This is a genomic window from Streptococcus sp. oral taxon 056 str. F0418 (assembly GCF_000220065.1).
Classification (GTDB): domain Bacteria; phylum Bacillota; class Bacilli; order Lactobacillales; family Streptococcaceae; genus Streptococcus.
Genome location: NZ_AFQU01000001.1, coordinates 398305 through 415330, shown reverse-complemented (window position 1 = coordinate 415330; position 17026 = coordinate 398305). Strand labels below are relative to the sequence as shown.

The following is a 17026-nucleotide window of genomic DNA, read 5'->3' as shown; positions in this document are numbered from 1 at the left end:
ATCACTTTTTTTGTAAAATAGTATTTTGAAAGAGGTAGTTTATGAGTAAAAAAGATAAAAAAATTGAAATTCAAATTACAGATAGCAAAGTAAAAGTCGGCTCTGATGAATTTGATGGTTATACACTTTCAATTGGTAAAAAAGCCATTGGCGAAATCGCTGAATTTGATGGACAATTTGCCATTATCAAAAATGGAAATGTTGATGCTTTTTATAAAAAACTGGAAAAGGCAGTTGAAAATTTAATTGAAACCTATAATTTAAGCAAATAAGGTGTTGATTTTTCTTTTTTTCGTGTTATAATAATTGACGTTGATTGTACACGGAGAGATAGCGAAGAGGCTAAACGCGGCGGACTGTAAATCCGCTCCTTCGGGTTCGGGGGTTCGAATCCCTCTCTCTCCATATACATTGATGGGGTATAGCCAAGCGGTAAGGCAAGGGACTTTGACTCCCTCATGCGTTGGTTCGAATCCAGCTACCCCAGTTCTTAGGTGATATATCAAATAGATTGATAAAATATCTTAGGGTATTTTATTTCTTTATAAGCTGGTATAAAAACGGTAAAGATAAATCAAAATGTCGTTGCGGGCGCTTAGGAAAAAAATATAAGTATGTCAAGCAGATGCTTGATTGTTGGAGGATTTTTTAGATGAATGAATTTGAAGATTTGCTAAACAGTGTTAGCCAAGTTGAGCCAGGTGACGTTGTTACTGCTGAAGTATTAACAGTTGACGCGACTCAAGCTAATGTTGCAATCTCTGGAACTGGTGTTGAAGGTGTTTTAACCCTTCGTGAATTGACAAATGATCGTGATGCTGATATCAACGATTTTGTAAAACCAGGGGAAACACTTGAATTGCTTGTTCTTCGTCAAGTAGTAGGTAAAGATACAGATACTGTTACTTACCTAGTATCTAAAAAACGTTTAGAAGCTCGCAAAGCATGGGACAAATTGGTTGGTCGTGAAGAAGAAGTTGTCACTGTAAAAGGGACTCGTGCCGTTAAAGGTGGACTTTCAGTTGAATTTGAAGGACTTCGTGGTTTTATTCCAGCTTCAATGCTTGATACTCGTTTTGTACGTAATACTGAGCGTTTTGTAGGACAAGAATTTGATGCTAAAATTAAAGAAGTTGATCCAAAAGAAAATCGCTTTATCCTTTCACGTCGTGACGTTGTAGAAGCTGAAACTGCTGCAGCACGTGCAGAAGTATTTGGTAAGTTAAACGTTGGTGATGTTGTAACTGGTAAGGTTGCTCGTATCACTAGCTTCGGTGCTTTCATCGATCTTGGTGGAGTTGATGGATTAGTTCACTTAACTGAATTGTCTCATGAACGTAATGTATCACCAAAATCAGTTGTTACTGTTGGTGAAGAAATCGAAGTAAAAGTTCTTGATTTGAACGAAGAAGAAGGACGTGTATCACTATCACTTAAAGCAACAACTCCTGGACCATGGGATGGTGTTGAGCAAAAACTTGCTGCTGGTGACGTAATTGAAGGTACTGTTAAACGTCTGACTGACTTTGGTGCTTTTGTTGAAGTATTACCAGGTATTGATGGATTAGTTCACATTTCACAAATTTCACACAAACGTGTTGAAAATCCTAAAGACGCATTGAAAGCTGGACAAGAAGTGACAGTTAAAGTTCTTGAGGTAAATCCTGCTAATGAACGTGTATCACTTTCTATCAAAGCTCTTGAAGAACGCCCAGATCAAGAAGAAGGACAAGAAGTTAAGGAAGAAAAACGTCAATCACGTCCACGTCGTCCAAAACGTCAAGAAAAACGTGACTTTGAACTTCCAGAAACTCAAACTGGATTCTCAATGGCTGACTTGTTTGGTGACATTGAATTATAATAGATAAAAGAAGTTGAGAAATCTCAATTAACTTTATTTCTTTGTCAACTGTAGTGGGTTGATGAAAAGTTACAATCTGGAGAGGACTAAGTTAGTCCTCTCCTTTTTGATGTTCAAAGTGATGAGGATTCTAGTGTTAAAGTTGTCAAAATTTCGGAAGCCAAAAGTGCTTGGTCTCCTTTTTTTATGTGACTTTTAGTCTGTCTCGCTCCGTAAGGTGCGAGACAAATAAACCACCCGCTATGCGGGTGCGCATCGAAGGTTATACCAAAAAAACTCCAAACGCGATACAATAAAGGTGTTCAAGCCGATTGTAAAGCGAAAGGAGAAAAATATGGCGCAAAATGCACATAGTTTATCACACACAAAGTGGATGTGTTCTACCACATTGTGTTTACACCTAAGTATAGGTGAATCTTATCTATAATCAATATCGAAATAGTTTGGGTAAAATCTTCCACCGATTATGTAGTTATCAAGATGTTGAAATTATCGAGGGTCACTTGATGCCGGATCATGTACATATGTTGGTGAGTATTCCGCCAAGAATCAGCGTTGCAAGTTTCATGGGTTATTTAAAAGGTAAAAGTGCACTTATGATGTTTGATAAACACGCCAATCTCAAGTATAAATTTGGGAACCGACATTTCTGGGCGGAAGGTTATTACGTGAGTACAGTAGGACTTAATGAAGCCACAATTAAGAAATATATCCAAGATCAGGAAAAGCATGATATAGCGTTGGATAAATTGAGTGTAAAAGAATATGAGGATCCCTTTAGGGATAGTGGTAAGTAATGTAAATACCTCTTTGAGAGGTTTGTGACGAGTCAAGAGCAATGAGGGTTGAACAAAGTGAAAGCCAGCGTCTTTAGGCGCTGGCTGGTGATATGGGCTTATAGCCCCGGGACAAACCACCCGTTAGACGGCGAGTGATTTGGTTGTTAGTAGCTTCTAGTTTTGCGTTTGAGTAGGGCAGTTCCAGTGCGTTCATAGTCTTGTCCTTATCTTCCAAAAAGGTCTTAAAAACAGTTTGAAAAATAGGATTTACACAAGAAATAGTTTCTTCAATCAGTTCAAAGTAATGGTCTGTTTGTTTCTCTTGGAAATGAAACAGTAATAGTTGATAGAGTTCATAGTGCTCTCTAAGTTCTTGAGAGTATGCAAGGAGCTTTTCGAGAATCTCATTATTGGTCAAGTGTGAGCAAAAAGTAGGTCGATAAAAACGTTTATGACTGAGTTTACAGCTATCCTGTTGAATGAGTCTCCAGTAACGTTTTAGTTCCTTATATTCGTGCGATTTACGATCAAAACGATTCATGATTTGGATGCGAAGACGATTCATGGCTCGACTGAGATGTTGGACAATGTGAAAGCGGTCGAGAACGATTTTAGCGTTAGGGAGTGAAACAGTCTGGGGACTGTTTCAGCCTGAGCCTAGAAATTCGAAAGCGAAGTTTTCTGGCAATATCGTAGTAGGTGCTAAACATATCCATGGTAATGACTTTCTCGCGATTTCTCACCTGTCTAGAATAACGAAGGAAATGATTGCGAATAGTCACTTGAGTCCGCCCATCTAGGATAGCTACGATCTTTCTGGAATCAAAATCCTGTGCAATGAAGCTCATTTTACCTTTCTTGAAGCTGTATTCATCCCAAGACATGTGAGTTGGAAGGAAAGATAAATCTGTCTCGAATTTGAATTCTTTCAATTTACGAATGACTGTCGAAGTAGAGACAGATAGACTTTCTCGATTAACTTTTGAGTGATTTTCTGGTTGACGATAGTTGCGATTTGGTGATTCTTTTTGACTAAGGAAGTCTCTGCGACAGCCATTTTCCCACAGACTTTACAACGGAAACGACGTTTTCTCAATCGCATGAGTGTCTTATATCCTGCGCACTCTAGATAGGGGATTTTAGATTCTTTTTGGAAGTCATATTTAGTCATTTGCCCTAGGCAATGTGGACAGTTAGGGGCAGGATAATCCAGTTTAGCGATGATTTTTTTATGTGTTCTAGAATCTAGAACATCCAAGATTATGATGTTCTTGTCTTTCATTCCGAGAAAGTTTTTGATAAAATGGAATTTCTCCATAAGGGCCCTTCTAATGATGGTTTTGTTACTTTTCATTATAGGTTTTATGGGACTTTTTTCTACAACAAAATAGGCTCCATAATCCCTACAGTATTTACCCACTACAGAAATTATAGAGCTATGTTCTCTTCGTTTTTATTCTAGAAAAAGTGTATTTGTAAGATAGTTCAAGGAATAGGACCTTAAGCCTATGGTAACTATCGACATAGGGCTACTATTTGAAGTTTACTCTTCTTTCTTTGTTTCTTGGTGAAAGATATTTTGCCATGTTTCATGTCTTCGCCAGATACTGGTATGTATTACATTGCCAACTTGGTAGCGGATGAGCTTGGTTTTTTGGCTAATAGAAGTGAGTTCAAAGTTTTTAATGGGAGATTGATCCCCTTTTTCAAGTTGAAATGCTTCTTTATCTAATTGCCTACCATCCTGGGAAATATAAATAAATTCAGAAGAAAGAAGGCTATCTAACTGGCTACCTTGATCGACCAATTGCTCACGCATAAGGAGTTTTTTGTAAACATTATCTAGGATTTCGTCTTCAGGAATAGATGCTGGCTCAATGTGAATATCAATATCAAAAATACCAAAGCGTTTCATCAGCATATCTTCTACCTGATCCGCAATTTCATGACTTTCATAAACAGAAAGATCAGGATTCATTTCTAGGGTAATATCTAGATAGATATTGCTTCCATAGGTACGACCACGCTGAGACTTAACACGGGAAATCTTTGGGATTTCTAGGATAGCTGTCTGATATTCTTGCAGTAGATTTTCATCAAATCCATCGGACAGGCTAAAGGAAGACTCCATGAAAATATCATAGGCTGTTTTTAAAATAAAAAAGGTAATAATAATCGCCACTAATTTATCAACGATTGGGAAATTCAAAGCACTGGCAATGATAGCAATAGCAGTTCCAAATGAAGTGACGGCATCGGAAAGATTGTCTTTAGCAGCAGCTTCTAAGGCTTTAGAGTTTGCTTTGCGAGCTAATTTTTTATTGTAAAAATAGACACCTATCATGATGATAGACGAAATAAGTCCGACAGTAGCACCTAATGGATCAATCGTTGTGTTTTTGTTGGCAATGATTTTTTGAATTGTATCTACTAGCACATCCAAACCAACAAAAAACATAATAAATGAAGTCACAAGGCTAGCAAGGTCTTCCATTTTCCAATGGCCAAATTTATGATCTAGATCTGCTGGTTTTCTGGCCATTCGTAAGCCAATGAGTACGGCGATATTGGCTACAATATCAGAGATATTATTAAAGCCATCAGCTATCAAACTGGATGAACCTAGCGTAGAGCCCGCAATAATTTTAGCAGTGGATAGGATCATATACGTTATAATAGCTAAGATAGCGCCTTGTTCTGCTAATTTAAGATTTTTGGAGGGATTGTTCATTGTCATTCCTTTCAGATAGTATATTATAGCCTTTTTTCATTCTTTTTTCAAATGAAGTGGTGTATGATACTGATTTGCAATGCGATGTTTCATATCTTGATCCCATTTTATTTCAAATAGTTTTGAGAGTTTCAATGTATCTATTTTTTGGTATAATAGTAGCATTGACTTTGAAAGTGAAAAAGAGGAAGAAAGATGCATCCTTTATTAAATGGTATGAATGACCGTCAGGCTGAGGCGGTTCAGACAACAGAAGGTCCTTTGCTGATAATGGCGGGAGCTGGTTCGGGTAAGACCCGTGTTCTGACCCACCGTATTGCCTATTTGATTGATGAAAAGATGGTCAATCCTTGGAATATCCTAGCCATTACCTTTACAAATAAGGCGGCGAGGGAGATGAGAGAAAGGGCTGAAAAACTAAAAACAGAAGCTCAAGATTGCTTAATCGCTACTTTCCACTCCATGTGTGTACGCATCCTGCGACGAGAAGCAGACCATATAGGCTACAATCGCAACTTCACCATCGTTGATCCAGGCGAACAGCGGACTCTGATGAAGCGAATTCTCAAAAACCTCAATCTAGATCCTAAAAAGTGGAATGAGCGCGCCATTTTGGGGACTATTTCCAATGCTAAGAACGACCTGATTGATGAGGTAGCCTATGCGAATCTAGCTGGTGATATGTATACAGAGATTGTGGCCAAGTGTTACACAGCCTATCAGAAAGAATTGCGCCAGTCTGAAGCCATGGACTTTGACGATTTGATCATGCTGACTTTGCGGCTTTTTGACCAAAATCCTGACGTCCTGACCTACTATCAGCAACGCTACCAATACATCCATGTGGACGAGTATCAGGATACCAACCATGTTCAGTACCAGCTGGTCAAGCTCTTGGCTTCCCGCTTTAAGAATATCTGTGTGGTCGGAGATGCTGACCAGTCTATCTATGGCTGGCGGGGAGCCGATATGCAGAATATCCTGGACTTTGAAAAGGATTATCCAGAAGCAAAGGTAGTCCTGCTTGAGGAAAATTATCGCTCTACTAAAACCATTCTTCAGGCGGCTAATGAAGTCATCCGAAACAACCGCAACCGCCGTCCTAAAAATCTCTGGACTCAAAACGAAGACGGTGAGGAAATTGTCTACTATCGTGCTAATGATGAGCAAGATGAAGCTCTCTTTGTCGCTCGAACTATTGTTCAGTTGAGCCAAGAAGGATACAGTCATAAAGATTTTGCAGTTCTGTATCGGACCAATGCTCAGTCACGGACGGTGGAAGAAGCCCTGCTCAAGGCCAATATTCCCTATACCATGGTGGGGGGAACCAAGTTCTACAGCCGCAAGGAAATCCGTGATGTCATTTCTTATCTCAATCTCATTGCTAATCCTAGCGACAATATCAGCTATGAGCGCGTGGTCAATGAGCCCAAACGTGGTGTTGGGCCAGGATCGGTGGAGAAAATTCGAGATTTTGCGGCCAGTCAGGAAATCTCCATGTTAGATGCATCGGCCAATATCATGTTATCGTCAGTTAAAGGCAAGGCGGCTCAGGCGGTCTATGATTTTGCTAATATGCTTCTCGATTTGCGGGAGCGCTTGGATGATTATACAGTGACGGAGCTGGTTGAGGCTGTATTAGAAAAGACTGGCTATGCTGCAGCCTTGGCAGCGCAGGCAACTTTAGAAAGCCAAGCACGGATTGAAAATATCGAAGAATTCCTGTCTGTAACCAAGAACTTTGACGAAAGTCCAGACAATCCTGCTGATGAAACTGGTCTTGATAGGCTCAGCCGTTTTCTAAACGACTTAGCCTTGATTGCAGATACAGATGATGGAGATATGGAGAGTTCCGAAGTGACTTTGATGACCCTTCATGCAGCCAAGGGGTTGGAGTTTCCGGTCGTCTTTCTGGTTGGAATGGAGGAAAATGTCTTCCCTCTAAGTCGGGCGTCTGAAGATGAAGATGAGTTGGAAGAGGAGCGACGCCTGGCTTATGTCGGTATCACCCGAGCAGAGAAGATTCTTTACCTAACCAATGCCAATTCCCGTCTGCTTTATGGTCGTACAAACTACAACCAACCGACTCGCTTCTTGAGAGAAATCAGCTCAGATCTTCTAGACTATCAGGGACTGGCTCGACCAGCAAACAGCTCCTTTAAGGTTAGCTATACTAATAGTGATATTAGTCAATTTGGTCAGGGCATGAGTCTGGCCCAGGCTCTACAAGATCGGAAACGTCAGGCGGCTCCTAGTTCCATTTCTACAGGCAATCTGCCTTTTGGAAAGAGCAGTCAGAGTCAGCCATCTAAGCCAGAAGTTGCTTGGGCCATCGGAGATATTGCCCACCATAAGAAATGGGGTGATGGGACAGTTTTGGCAGTATCTGGTAGTGGAAATAGTCAAGAACTTAAGATCAATTTCCCAGAAGTCGGCCTAAAGAAAGTGCTAGCCAGCATAGCACCGATTGAGAAAAAATCATGATGAGGCAGTCGATTGAAGCCTGGATCTATCATCCAAAGGATCGAGAAATCTTGCTCTTGAAAGTTGAGGCTGAGACAGTTTCCTTTTGGCAGCCCATTACTGGTGGGATTGAGGGCGGTGAGAGTCCAGAAGAGGCTTGTCTTCGAGAAATAAAAGAAGAGACCGGCTTGGTCTTAGCTTATTCAAACTTGACTAGTCTTGGTGATTTCACAGTAAAGATTGATGAAAATCTGACCATCCACAAACATCTCTTTCTAGCACTGACAAAGCAGAAGGATATACAGATTTCTGATGAGCATGTGGGAGCTCAGTGGATAGCGTTAGACAAAGTTTCATCGCAGTTGTACTGGCCCAGCAATCAGACAACTTTTGAAATTATATCTGAGAAGCTATAAGATATAGCTTCTCTTTATTTTGAAAGAAGCAATTTATTTTTGAGATAAATAACTGCTTATCTGATACTATGTGTTTAAAAGAAGCATTTAAAATTAAAGATATTCTTTTTTGGTACTTCGTATTTTACATACTTAGAAAAAGAAGAAAACAAGTGTAGTGAACAGTGAAGGCTATTTCCGTTCTCATCTAGCTATAATTTATGTTATAATTTTACTATGCAAACCAAACCAACCTCTGTTTATGTACATATTCCTTTTTGTACTCAGATTTGTTATTACTGCGATTTTTCCAAGGTTTTTATCAAAAATCAGCCGGTGGATAGTTATCTAGAGCATTTGATTGAAGAGTATGATTCTTACGACATCAAAAAGCTCCGCACCCTCTATATCGGTGGCGGGACTCCGACAGCTCTATCGGCGCCTCAGTTGGCTTTTTTACTGGAAAAGCTGACGGATAAGCTTGATTTGTCTTATCTTGAGGAGCTAACCATTGAAGCTAACCCCGGGGACTTGGACCAGGAGAAGATTGCTGTACTCAAAGACTCGCCTGTCAATCGGGTTTCGCTGGGCGTACAGACTTTCAACGACCGCATGCTCAAGCAGATTGGCCGTAGTCACACGGAAAAGGACATCTATGAGAATATCTCTAATCTCAAAAAAGCAGGTTTTGACAATATCTCAATTGACTTGATTTATGCCCTGCCCAAGCAGACTATGGAAGATGTGAAAATCAATGTTTCCAAGGCTATTGCCCTGGACATTCCCCACATGAGTTTGTACAGCTTGATTTTGGAAAATCATACGGTCTTCATGAATCGGATGCGACGAGGGAAGCTGCCTCTACCTAAGGAAGATTTGGAAGCGGAGATGTTTGAATACATTATAGCTGAGCTAGAAAAGGCTGGTTTTGAGCATTACGAGATTTCTAATTTTTCCAAGCCAGGCTTTGAGAGCCGTCACAACCTCATGTACTGGGACAATGCGGAGTATTATGGTATCGGAGCGGGAGCTTCTGGCTATGTCGATGGTGTTCGCTATAAAAACCACGGCCCCATTCGTCATTATCTGCAGGCGGTGGAAGCAGGCAATACCCGTGTGCAGGAAGAAGTGCTGACGCTGAAAGAACAGATGGAAGAAGAGATGTTTCTGGGACTACGCAAGAAATCGGGCGTTGCGAAAAAACGCTTCGAGGAAAAATTTGGTATATCCTTTGAAGAACAGTATGGAGCTATTGTGGCTGAACTGACCGAGCAGGGCTTGCTAGTGCCTGACAGAAACATTGTGCGTATGACCAAACAAGGCCTCTTTTTGGGCGATACAGTTGCTGAGAAATTTATATTGGAGTAAATCATGGGCTTAACTTATCAAATGAAAATGAAAATTCCTTTCGATATGGCAGATATGAATGGCCATATCAAGCTTCCAGATGTCATTTTGCTGTCCTTACAGGTATCGGGGATGCAGTCAATCGAACTTGGCGTCAGTGACAAGGATATGCTGGAGCAGTATAACCTAGTTTGGATTATCACGGACTACGATATCGATGTGATTCGTCTGCCACGATTTGCAGAGGAGATCACCATTGAGACAGAAGCCTTGACATACAATCGGCTCTTTTGCTACCGTCGCTTCACGATTTTTGATGAGGCGGGTCAAGCCATTATACAGATGCTGGCAACCTTTGTCCTTATGGATCGGGATAGTCGCAAGGTTCATGCAGTTGAACCTGAGATTGTAGCTCCTTACCAATCAGAGTTTTCTAAGAAACTGTTGCGTGGCCCCAAGTATCCAGCCTTGGAAAATCCTGTCAGCAAGGACTATCATGTGCGCTTTTACGACTTGGATATGAATGGCCATGTCAATAATAGCAAGTATTTGGACTGGATATTCGAGGTTATGGGAGCGGACTTCCTTATGAAGTATATTCCTAAGAAAATCAATCTCAAGTATGTCAAGGAAGTTCGACCGGGTGGTATGATTGCTTCTAGTTATGCCCTGGAAGGTTTACAAAGCAATCACCAGATTTCCAGTGACGGCGAGGTCAATGCCCAGGCTTTAATAACCTGGCAAGAGTTTAAACAAGAAAATGAGGAAGAGCAGAAATGACTTATAAAGGATATTTGATTGACTTAGATGGGACGATTTATAAAGGCAAGAGCAGAATTCCGGCTGGTGAAGCTTTTGTGCATGAGTTGCAGAAACGCAAAATTCCCTACCTTTTTGTGACCAATAATACCACGCGCACGCCAGAAGCAGTTCAAACCATGTTGGCGGAGAATTTCAATATTGAGACACCACTTGATACCATTTACACAGCAACTCTAGCTACTATTGACTACATGCAGGAGAAAAATCTGGGCAAGAAAGTCTATGTCATCGGTGATGTCGGACTGAAACATGCCATAGAAGAAGCTGGTTATATAGAAGACACTGAAAATCCTGACTACGTAGTAGTAGGTCTCGACTGGGAAGTGGACTATGAGAAGCTGACAATAGCAACTCTGGCCATTCAAAAGGGTGCTCACTTTATCGGAACCAATCCTGATCTCAATATTCCAACGGAGAGAGGTCTGCAGCCGGGAGCGGGTGCTATCAACGCCCTCTTGGAAGCAGCCACTCGGGTTGAGCCGACCTTCATCGGCAAGCCAAATGCCATCATCATGGAAAAAGCCATAGAGCATCTAGGACTGGCGCGTGAAGAAGTGGTCATGGTGGGTGATAACTATCTGACAGATATTCGAGCGGGAATCGATAATGGCATTCCGACGCTCTTGGTTACGACGGGATTTACCCTGCCTGAAGAGGTTCCTGATCTGCCTATCCAACCGACACATGTCTTGTCTAGCCTAGCGGAGTGGGACTTTGATGCGTGATAAGGTAAGATTTTCAGCCAGTGTCTTATGCTTGCTGGCAACAGCTATCATGTTAACCATTTATCTGGCTTGGCTCTTATACCCAATAGAGATTTCTTATTTCAACCTGCCAGATAAAGTATATTTAAAATCAGAGACTATTCAGTATAATTTTAATATTTTGATGGATTACCTGACCAATCCTTTTAGTCAGAAACTGGCGATGCCGGATTTTCGCTCGTCAGAAGCAGGACTGCATCATTTTCAGGTGGTCAAGTATCTTTTTCACTTGGCGCAAGCTATTTTTCTAGTTACTTTGCTAGCTTTGATTCTCTTTATCAAAAAAGTGGTTAAAAAGGGATTTTTAGGTCTCTACAGACGTCCTTTTCTAATGATTAGTCTTTTGCCACTTGTTCTAGCAGGACTGGTCTTCATGATTGGTTTTAACAATTTTTTTACTCTCTTTCATCAAGTTCTTTTTGTTGGTGATAGCACCTGGTTGTTTGATCCAGCCAAGGATCCAGTCATTTGGATTCTACCTGAAGAATTTTTCATGCACGCCTTTATTCTTTTTGCTTTGCTTTATGAGGGAATCTTTTTGACCTTGTATTTTCTAAGCAGAAAGCTTAAATGACTAACTTAATTAAGGAAATAATTATGACAAGTAAAACGAATCAAGAAATCCGCAAAGATGTTGCTCGATTTTCAGGATTGTGTCTCTTGTATACTTTAGCTATGTCTGCAGTCGTAACTGTTTATTCAATTGTTACCCTGATGATTTTTATTTATCAGCATAGAGAAGGCGATTTGCAAGCTGCAAAGGAAGCTGCGTTACAATTTCTAGCAAATGATGGGGGCATGTATCTTTGTGCTATACCGGTCGGCCTCTTGATTTTTTGGTTATATCGTAAGAAGCAACTTTTTAGCACTGATCTTAGATATAAAAAAGATCAATGACACCAAAAACCTTTCTTATTCTGACTAGCTTGCTTTTACTTGCCCAGACATTTTTTAACTTGTTTAGTCAGGTATTTGAATCCTTTTTGAACATTTTTGGTCTCTCATTAATGTCTTCAGTGGAGGCTGCTTCTGCAGATTCGACAACCTGGACGATGTTTTTATATAGTGCTATTGTCGGTCCTATATCAGAAGAATTGATTTTCCGAGTTGCTGGACTAAGGACTTTTGAAAAATATGGGAAAGTATTTGCCATCAGTTTCTCTTCCCTTTTATTTGGAATTTTTCATGGCAATTTACCTCAGATTATTTTCGCTACCTTTGTTGGTTTTATTTTCTCTTATGTTACCCTAGAATATTCTGTATTCTGGGCCATAGGACTTCACATTTTCAACAATCTTGTTCTTGGAGATGGCTTAGCATTGTTTTATAGCTACTTACCGGGAGTTTTAGTTGGACTTGTGCATGTAGTCTTACTATATGGTGGGAGCGGTCTAGCCCTTTATTTTCTTTATAGTCTTCGCAAAGAGATTTCAGCCTATATCGAGACAAATAAACCTGAGAGTGGAAGCTTTCGTTCAGCTTTTATGTCTGTCTGGTTTTGGCTCTTTTCGATTTTCATGATTGGGAATACAATATATATGCTATTTCTATAATAATCTAAGAAGTCCTTCTGGAAAAATTCATGCTCTGACTTTTTCATAGGATCGAGTTTGAAGTTCATGATAGATTCAAAGGAGTAAAAAATGAATGAAAAGTAGCTGAACTCTTAAAATCAATTTTGATTGTTTTTGCGGCTTTTCTAACTATTGCACTTTTGATAGATTTTTCAGGTTTTAATCCCTTAAGTTTTAATCTTTTTAAGGCATCCCCTAGCGATATAAGGGGAGGTAATACAAAAATCGAAAAAATTTTCACTTCTCTAGATTTGAAGCCGGAAAAAGTCGAATCTGATGGAAGCTATCGTTATGAAGGTGGAGGGCTTACATTTACGGTTCATTTTTCAGAAGAAATGATTCAGCGTCACCCTGTACTAAAAGAAAGTCCCAAACGAACAAAAAATCGAATTGAGGTATATTTTGTACAGCTAGAGGATATTTCTTATGCTGAGGTCAGAGAAAATTTATTAAATACTGGTTTATATCAGTTTTTAGAAGAAAAAAGTAGGGACTACTTTAAAGAGATTGGGAAAGATCAGTCTATAAATTACTCAATTTTACAATGGAACAATCAGGAAATACTAAAAAAAGGGATTGAATATTATGAGAAAGCTTTGACCTTGGTTGATATCCAGGACAATTCAGCCATAAGGCACATCGATACGATTACTGTAAAACCTGGTAAAGAATCTCAAATAAAACAATTGGTTCGTGAAATGGATGAAGTTGGGTTATTAACTCAGACAACCGAAAAGAATGATGCAGTTTCTCAGTGAAACAAAAATTAATCCTGTCAAGTTTTTTTCTTGACACCTATCTGAAACAATGGTAAGATAATACTTGTCAGTAAATAGCTCAGGTATTTACTAAAATATAAAACAGAAAAGAGAATTTTAAAAATGGCAGTTAAAATCCGTTTGACTCGTATGGGTTCTAAAAAGAAACCTTACTACCGTATCAACGTAGCAGATTCACGTTCACCACGTGACGGACGTTTCATCGAAACAGTTGGAACTTACAATCCGCTTGTTGCTGAAAATCAAGTGACTTTGAAAGAAGACCGTGTACTTGCATGGTTGGAAAATGGTGCACAACCATCTGATACAGTGCGTAACATCCTTTCAAAAGAAGGCGTATTGAAGAAATTCCACGATTCAAAATACTCTAAATAATAGAATTGTAGGTTGATTATGGACACGATTGAAAATCTAATTATTGCAATAGTGAAACCGTTGATTTCACAACCAGATGCCTTAACTATCCGAATCGAAGATACTCCAGAATTTATGGAATATCATCTCGATCTTGATCAAACTGACGTTGGACGTGTTATCGGTCGTAAGGGTCGTACTATCTCTGCGATAAGAACGATTGTCTACTCTGTCCCAACCGAGAATAAAAAAGTTCGCATCGTCATTGATGAGAAATAAATTGAGACAGTGGGACCCTTGTGTCCTGCTGTTTTCTATTTATCAAAACAAAGTAGAAATTTGATTCTAGGATAATCCGTGGATGAACACTTAGAGAGAGGAGGGGGAAATGACGCTAGAAGATTACGCTTGGAATCTCCATGAACGAGAGCTTTATGAGTCTGGCCAAGCAACCATCCCCAGTCCTTATAAGTTGCAAATATTGGATGACAGCCAGAAAAGATTAGAACTAGAGCAAATATTGGTTCAACTTCCCCAGAAATATCTCGCACTTTGGACAATGGAAAGTGCAAATCGCTATACAGACATGATAGACATTGGTGATGATGATAAAAAACAGCAAATTTTGACTCAAGTTGAGGAAGTGTTTAAAAAGCGTCTTACGAGAAAGGCATCCGCTTATGAGCTAAGGCAAGCTGGTTTCTTGGCTCAAAAGCTATCGCAAGAAGCAAGATCATCCGTCAGCAAGTATGCTGCGCGTGTTTTTGCTCAAGCGGTCGCAACAGCCCACATGCGAGGACATGCCATTGTCTCGGCGGATTATGCAGTCAAAGTAGTAAATCTGCTAAGTCTGGATGATATAGAAGCTGTCAGAAAAGAAAGAGAAAAGCAGATAGCCTTAGCTACAAAGTGGCAGAAAAGTGCTGAAATTGATAAGAAAGATTAGAAGAGATGAAGGACATGAACCAAACAAAGAATGAGGAGTTACTATCAGCTATTGCCTTTTACGATAAGAAACATGATAGTCTAATTCGCCACATCGTTTCTGCGGAGAATTGTGACTTGGTTGTATATCATAGACTAGGTAAAAGAAAAGAAGAAAAACGGCATATTATTTTCTATCATGGAGCTTGTGGCCGTAGTCAAATGTGGGCCCATCAGTATGAGGCTTTTGAAGATTTTGACCTCTATTTTGTCAATGTCAGAGGACAAGGTGAGTCTTTGATGAAAAAAGGACTTCCTGACTTGGAAGGGGCAACTCAGGATGTAGGAGTCATTTTGGATTATTTTCAGTTAGATAAGGCTATCTTGGTAGGTCATTCTTGGGGTGGTAATCCCTTGCAAGAATATACCTATCGTCATCCAGAACGTGTTCAAGCACTTGCCGTGATTGGGAGCTGGGGACAGCACCGTTATATGTCAGATAAAGAAAAAAGCCGAATAAAGTACAGTTCCCTGATGTATAAAACAATTCCTTGGAAAATCATTGCAGATAAAAACTCTAAAATGTGCTCAAATAATCTAGTGACTAGAGAATTGATTAAGAAAGCTATTTTAGACACTGGTAGAGATATTTTTATCAATCTTGGCGTAACAGGGTTTCTAGCAGTACACGAGATTGAAGGCTATAAGGGCAATCCTCCTATGATTTTTATTCGTGGAGAGCATGACTTTCCTACTCATTTGCAGAAAATATATTCTGACCTTATTTCGCTTAACCCAAATTCTCGTCGAGTAGTTATTTCAGGTACGAAACACCAGCCTATGAATGACTCTCCACTTGAATTTAACGAGATTTTGGAACAGTTTTTTATCGAAGTAGATCAGCAATTAAAGGAAAATTGATCGAACCTTATCTCTCTTGTACATTACCTTATATCATGATAAAATACTAAACAGAGTATAAAATATTGGAGTGGAAATGAATTATTTTAATGTTGGGAAAATCGTCAATACTCAAGGCCTACAAGGGGAGATGCGGGTTTTGTCAGTGACGGATTTTGCAGAAGAGCGTTTTAGAAAAGGAAATACACTGGCTCTTTTCGATAAGAAGGATCAGTTTGTTATGAATGTGGAGATCGCCAGCCATCGCAAAGTCAAGAACTTTGATATTATCAAGTTTAAGGGGATGTACCACATCAATGACATTGAGAAATACCGTGATTTTAGTCTGAAAGTAGCTGAAGAGGATTTGACGGACTTAGAAGATGGTGAATTTTACTACCATGAAATCATTGGTCTTGAAGTCTATGAAAATGACGTTCTACTTGGTACGATAAAGGAGATTTTGCAGCCAGGAGCAAATGATGTCTGGGTGGTCAAACGTAAAGGCAAGCGTGATTTACTTTTGCCCTACATTCCGCCAGTAGTGCTTGGTATTGATATTGAGCAGGGACGAGTTGATGTAGAGATTCCGGAAGGACTGGACGATGAAAATTGATATTTTGACTCTCTTTCCGGAGATGTTTGCGCCCTTGGAGCACTCTATCGTAGGAAAAGCGCGAGAAAAAGGACTATTAGAAATCAATTACCACAATTTCCGAGAAAATGCAGAGAAGTCTCGCCACGTGGACGATGAGCCTTACGGTGGTGGTCAAGGGATGTTGCTACGGGCCCAGCCTATTTTTGATGCATATGATGCCATTGAAAAGAAGCAACCTCGCGTGATTTTACTGGATCCTGCTGGTCGGACTTTTGACCAAGCCTATGCGGAGGAGCTGGCTAAGGAAGAGGAACTCATCTTCATTTGTGGCCATTACGAGGGCTATGATGAGCGGATTAAGACGCTTGTTACAGATGAAATCTCACTTGGGGACTATGTTCTTACTGGTGGAGAATTAGCGGCTATGACCATGATTGATGCCACAGTTCGCCTGATTCCTGAGGTTATTGGTAAGGAAGCCAGTCATACAGATGATAGCTTCTCTTCTGGTCTTTTAGAATACCCTCAATACACTCGCCCTTATGAATACCGAGGGATGGTTGTGCCGGAAGTATTGATGAGTGGCCATCATGAAAATATCCGCAAGTGGCGTCTCTATGAAAGTCTAAAAAAGACCTATCTAAGACGACCAGACTTACTAGAAGACTATAAGATGACGGCCGAAGAAGAAGCGATGCTAGAGGAAATAAAAAAATTATAAATAGAAAAAGCTTC

Annotated in this window: 18 protein-coding genes, 2 tRNA genes and 2 pseudogenes; 20 read left to right on the top strand and 2 right to left on the bottom strand. The window is 40.0% G+C overall.

The features are described 5' to 3' along the window. Positions 1 to 41 precede the first annotated feature (41 nt). From HMPREF9182_RS02120 to tnpA, 5 genes and pseudogenes are all read left to right on the top strand, one after another. A complete protein-coding gene (locus HMPREF9182_RS02120; protein ID WP_009443501.1) occupies positions 42 to 272 on the top strand; it encodes a DUF2969 domain-containing protein in 231 nt (76 codons plus the stop codon). Positions 273 to 324: 52 nt separating this feature from the next. Beyond that, positions 325 to 405, top strand: a tRNA-Tyr gene (locus HMPREF9182_RS02115). A gap of 10 nt (positions 406 to 415) precedes the next feature. Then, a tRNA-Gln gene (locus HMPREF9182_RS02110) sits at positions 416 to 487 on the top strand. A 165-nt stretch (positions 488 to 652) separates the two neighbouring features. Next, complete coding sequence (gene rpsA, locus HMPREF9182_RS02105; RefSeq protein WP_009443628.1) at positions 653 to 1861, top strand: 30S ribosomal protein S1; 1209 nt, start codon at positions 653 to 655, stop codon at positions 1859 to 1861. A gap of 334 nt (positions 1862 to 2195) precedes the next feature. Beyond that, positions 2196 to 2658 (top strand): annotated as a pseudogene (gene tnpA, locus HMPREF9182_RS02100) (IS200/IS605 family transposase). A 136-nt stretch (positions 2659 to 2794) separates the two neighbouring features. On the opposite strand, the pseudogene HMPREF9182_RS10300 reads toward tnpA, so the two are convergent. Both HMPREF9182_RS10300 and HMPREF9182_RS02085 read right to left on the bottom strand, forming a co-directional pair. Then, a pseudogene (locus tag HMPREF9182_RS10300) lies at positions 2795 to 3958 on the bottom strand (ISL3 family transposase); the annotation flags it as partial. 225 nt (positions 3959 to 4183) lie between these two features. Then, positions 4184 to 5371, bottom strand: a complete 1188-nt coding sequence (locus tag HMPREF9182_RS02085; RefSeq protein ID WP_009443224.1) for a cation diffusion facilitator family transporter — start codon at positions 5369 to 5371, stop codon at positions 4184 to 4186. A gap of 195 nt (positions 5372 to 5566) precedes the next feature. On the opposite strand from HMPREF9182_RS02085, the gene pcrA reads away from it, so the two are divergent. From pcrA to trmD, 15 genes are all read left to right on the top strand, one after another. Further along, positions 5567 to 7855, top strand: a complete 2289-nt coding sequence (pcrA, locus tag HMPREF9182_RS02080; RefSeq protein ID WP_009754838.1) for a DNA helicase PcrA — start codon at positions 5567 to 5569, stop codon at positions 7853 to 7855. Further along, positions 7852 to 8250: an NUDIX hydrolase gene (locus HMPREF9182_RS02075; protein ID WP_009443333.1), complete on the top strand. Its 399-nt coding sequence runs from the start codon at positions 7852 to 7854 to the stop codon at positions 8248 to 8250. Before pcrA ends, HMPREF9182_RS02075 begins: the two co-directional genes overlap by 4 nt. Positions 8251 to 8466: 216 nt before the next feature. Then, the gene (gene hemW / locus HMPREF9182_RS02070) at positions 8467 to 9597 is read left to right on the top strand and encodes a radical SAM family heme chaperone HemW (protein ID WP_009443315.1); all 1131 of its coding nucleotides are present in this window, start codon (positions 8467 to 8469) and stop codon (positions 9595 to 9597) included. A 3-nt stretch (positions 9598 to 9600) separates the two neighbouring features. Further along, positions 9601 to 10356, top strand: a complete 756-nt coding sequence (locus HMPREF9182_RS02065; protein ID WP_009754584.1) for an acyl-[acyl-carrier-protein] thioesterase — start codon at positions 9601 to 9603, stop codon at positions 10354 to 10356. Continuing rightward, on the top strand, positions 10353 to 11123 hold the full coding sequence (locus HMPREF9182_RS02060; protein ID WP_009443616.1) for a TIGR01457 family HAD-type hydrolase: 771 nt from the start codon (positions 10353 to 10355) through the stop codon (positions 11121 to 11123). The genes HMPREF9182_RS02065 and HMPREF9182_RS02060 overlap by 4 nt, the downstream gene beginning before the upstream one ends. Further along, complete coding sequence (locus HMPREF9182_RS02055; RefSeq protein ID WP_009755099.1) at positions 11116 to 11736, top strand: TIGR01906 family membrane protein; 621 nt, start codon at positions 11116 to 11118, stop codon at positions 11734 to 11736. Before HMPREF9182_RS02060 ends, HMPREF9182_RS02055 begins: the two co-directional genes overlap by 8 nt. Before the next feature lie 23 nt (positions 11737 to 11759). Continuing rightward, positions 11760 to 12059 (top strand): hypothetical protein, encoded by a 300-nt coding sequence (locus tag HMPREF9182_RS10885; RefSeq protein WP_009754962.1) that lies wholly within the window; start codon positions 11760 to 11762, stop codon positions 12057 to 12059. Then, a complete protein-coding gene (locus tag HMPREF9182_RS02050; RefSeq protein WP_009754322.1) occupies positions 12056 to 12715 on the top strand; it encodes a CPBP family intramembrane glutamic endopeptidase in 660 nt (219 codons plus the stop codon). The genes HMPREF9182_RS10885 and HMPREF9182_RS02050 overlap by 4 nt, the downstream gene beginning before the upstream one ends. A gap of 128 nt (positions 12716 to 12843) precedes the next feature. Beyond that, a complete protein-coding gene (locus tag HMPREF9182_RS02045; protein WP_441347888.1) occupies positions 12844 to 13494 on the top strand; it encodes a hypothetical protein in 651 nt (216 codons plus the stop codon). 123 nt (positions 13495 to 13617) lie between these two features. Further along, positions 13618 to 13890: a 30S ribosomal protein S16 gene (gene rpsP / locus HMPREF9182_RS02040; RefSeq protein ID WP_008809260.1), complete on the top strand. Its 273-nt coding sequence runs from the start codon at positions 13618 to 13620 to the stop codon at positions 13888 to 13890. A gap of 18 nt (positions 13891 to 13908) precedes the next feature. Then, positions 13909 to 14148 carry a KH domain-containing protein gene (locus HMPREF9182_RS02035; RefSeq protein WP_009754721.1) on the top strand — a complete coding sequence of 80 codons (240 nt, stop codon included), beginning with the start codon at positions 13909 to 13911 and terminating at the stop codon, positions 14146 to 14148. Positions 14149 to 14257: 109 nt separating this feature from the next. Beyond that, entirely contained in the window at positions 14258 to 14815 is a 558-nt protein-coding gene (locus HMPREF9182_RS02030; protein WP_009754604.1) for a putative immunity protein, read from the top strand. A gap of 14 nt (positions 14816 to 14829) precedes the next feature. After that, positions 14830 to 15714, top strand: a complete 885-nt coding sequence (locus HMPREF9182_RS02025) for an alpha/beta fold hydrolase (protein WP_009443747.1) — start codon at positions 14830 to 14832, stop codon at positions 15712 to 15714. Positions 15715 to 15790: 76 nt separating this feature from the next. Next, positions 15791 to 16309 carry a ribosome maturation factor RimM gene (gene rimM / locus HMPREF9182_RS02020; RefSeq protein WP_009755039.1) on the top strand — a complete coding sequence of 173 codons (519 nt, stop codon included), beginning with the start codon at positions 15791 to 15793 and terminating at the stop codon, positions 16307 to 16309. Then, complete coding sequence (gene trmD, locus HMPREF9182_RS02015; protein WP_009443054.1) at positions 16299 to 17012, top strand: tRNA (guanosine(37)-N1)-methyltransferase TrmD; 714 nt, start codon at positions 16299 to 16301, stop codon at positions 17010 to 17012. The genes rimM and trmD overlap by 11 nt, the downstream gene beginning before the upstream one ends. The last annotated feature ends 14 nt before the right edge of the window (positions 17013 to 17026 follow it).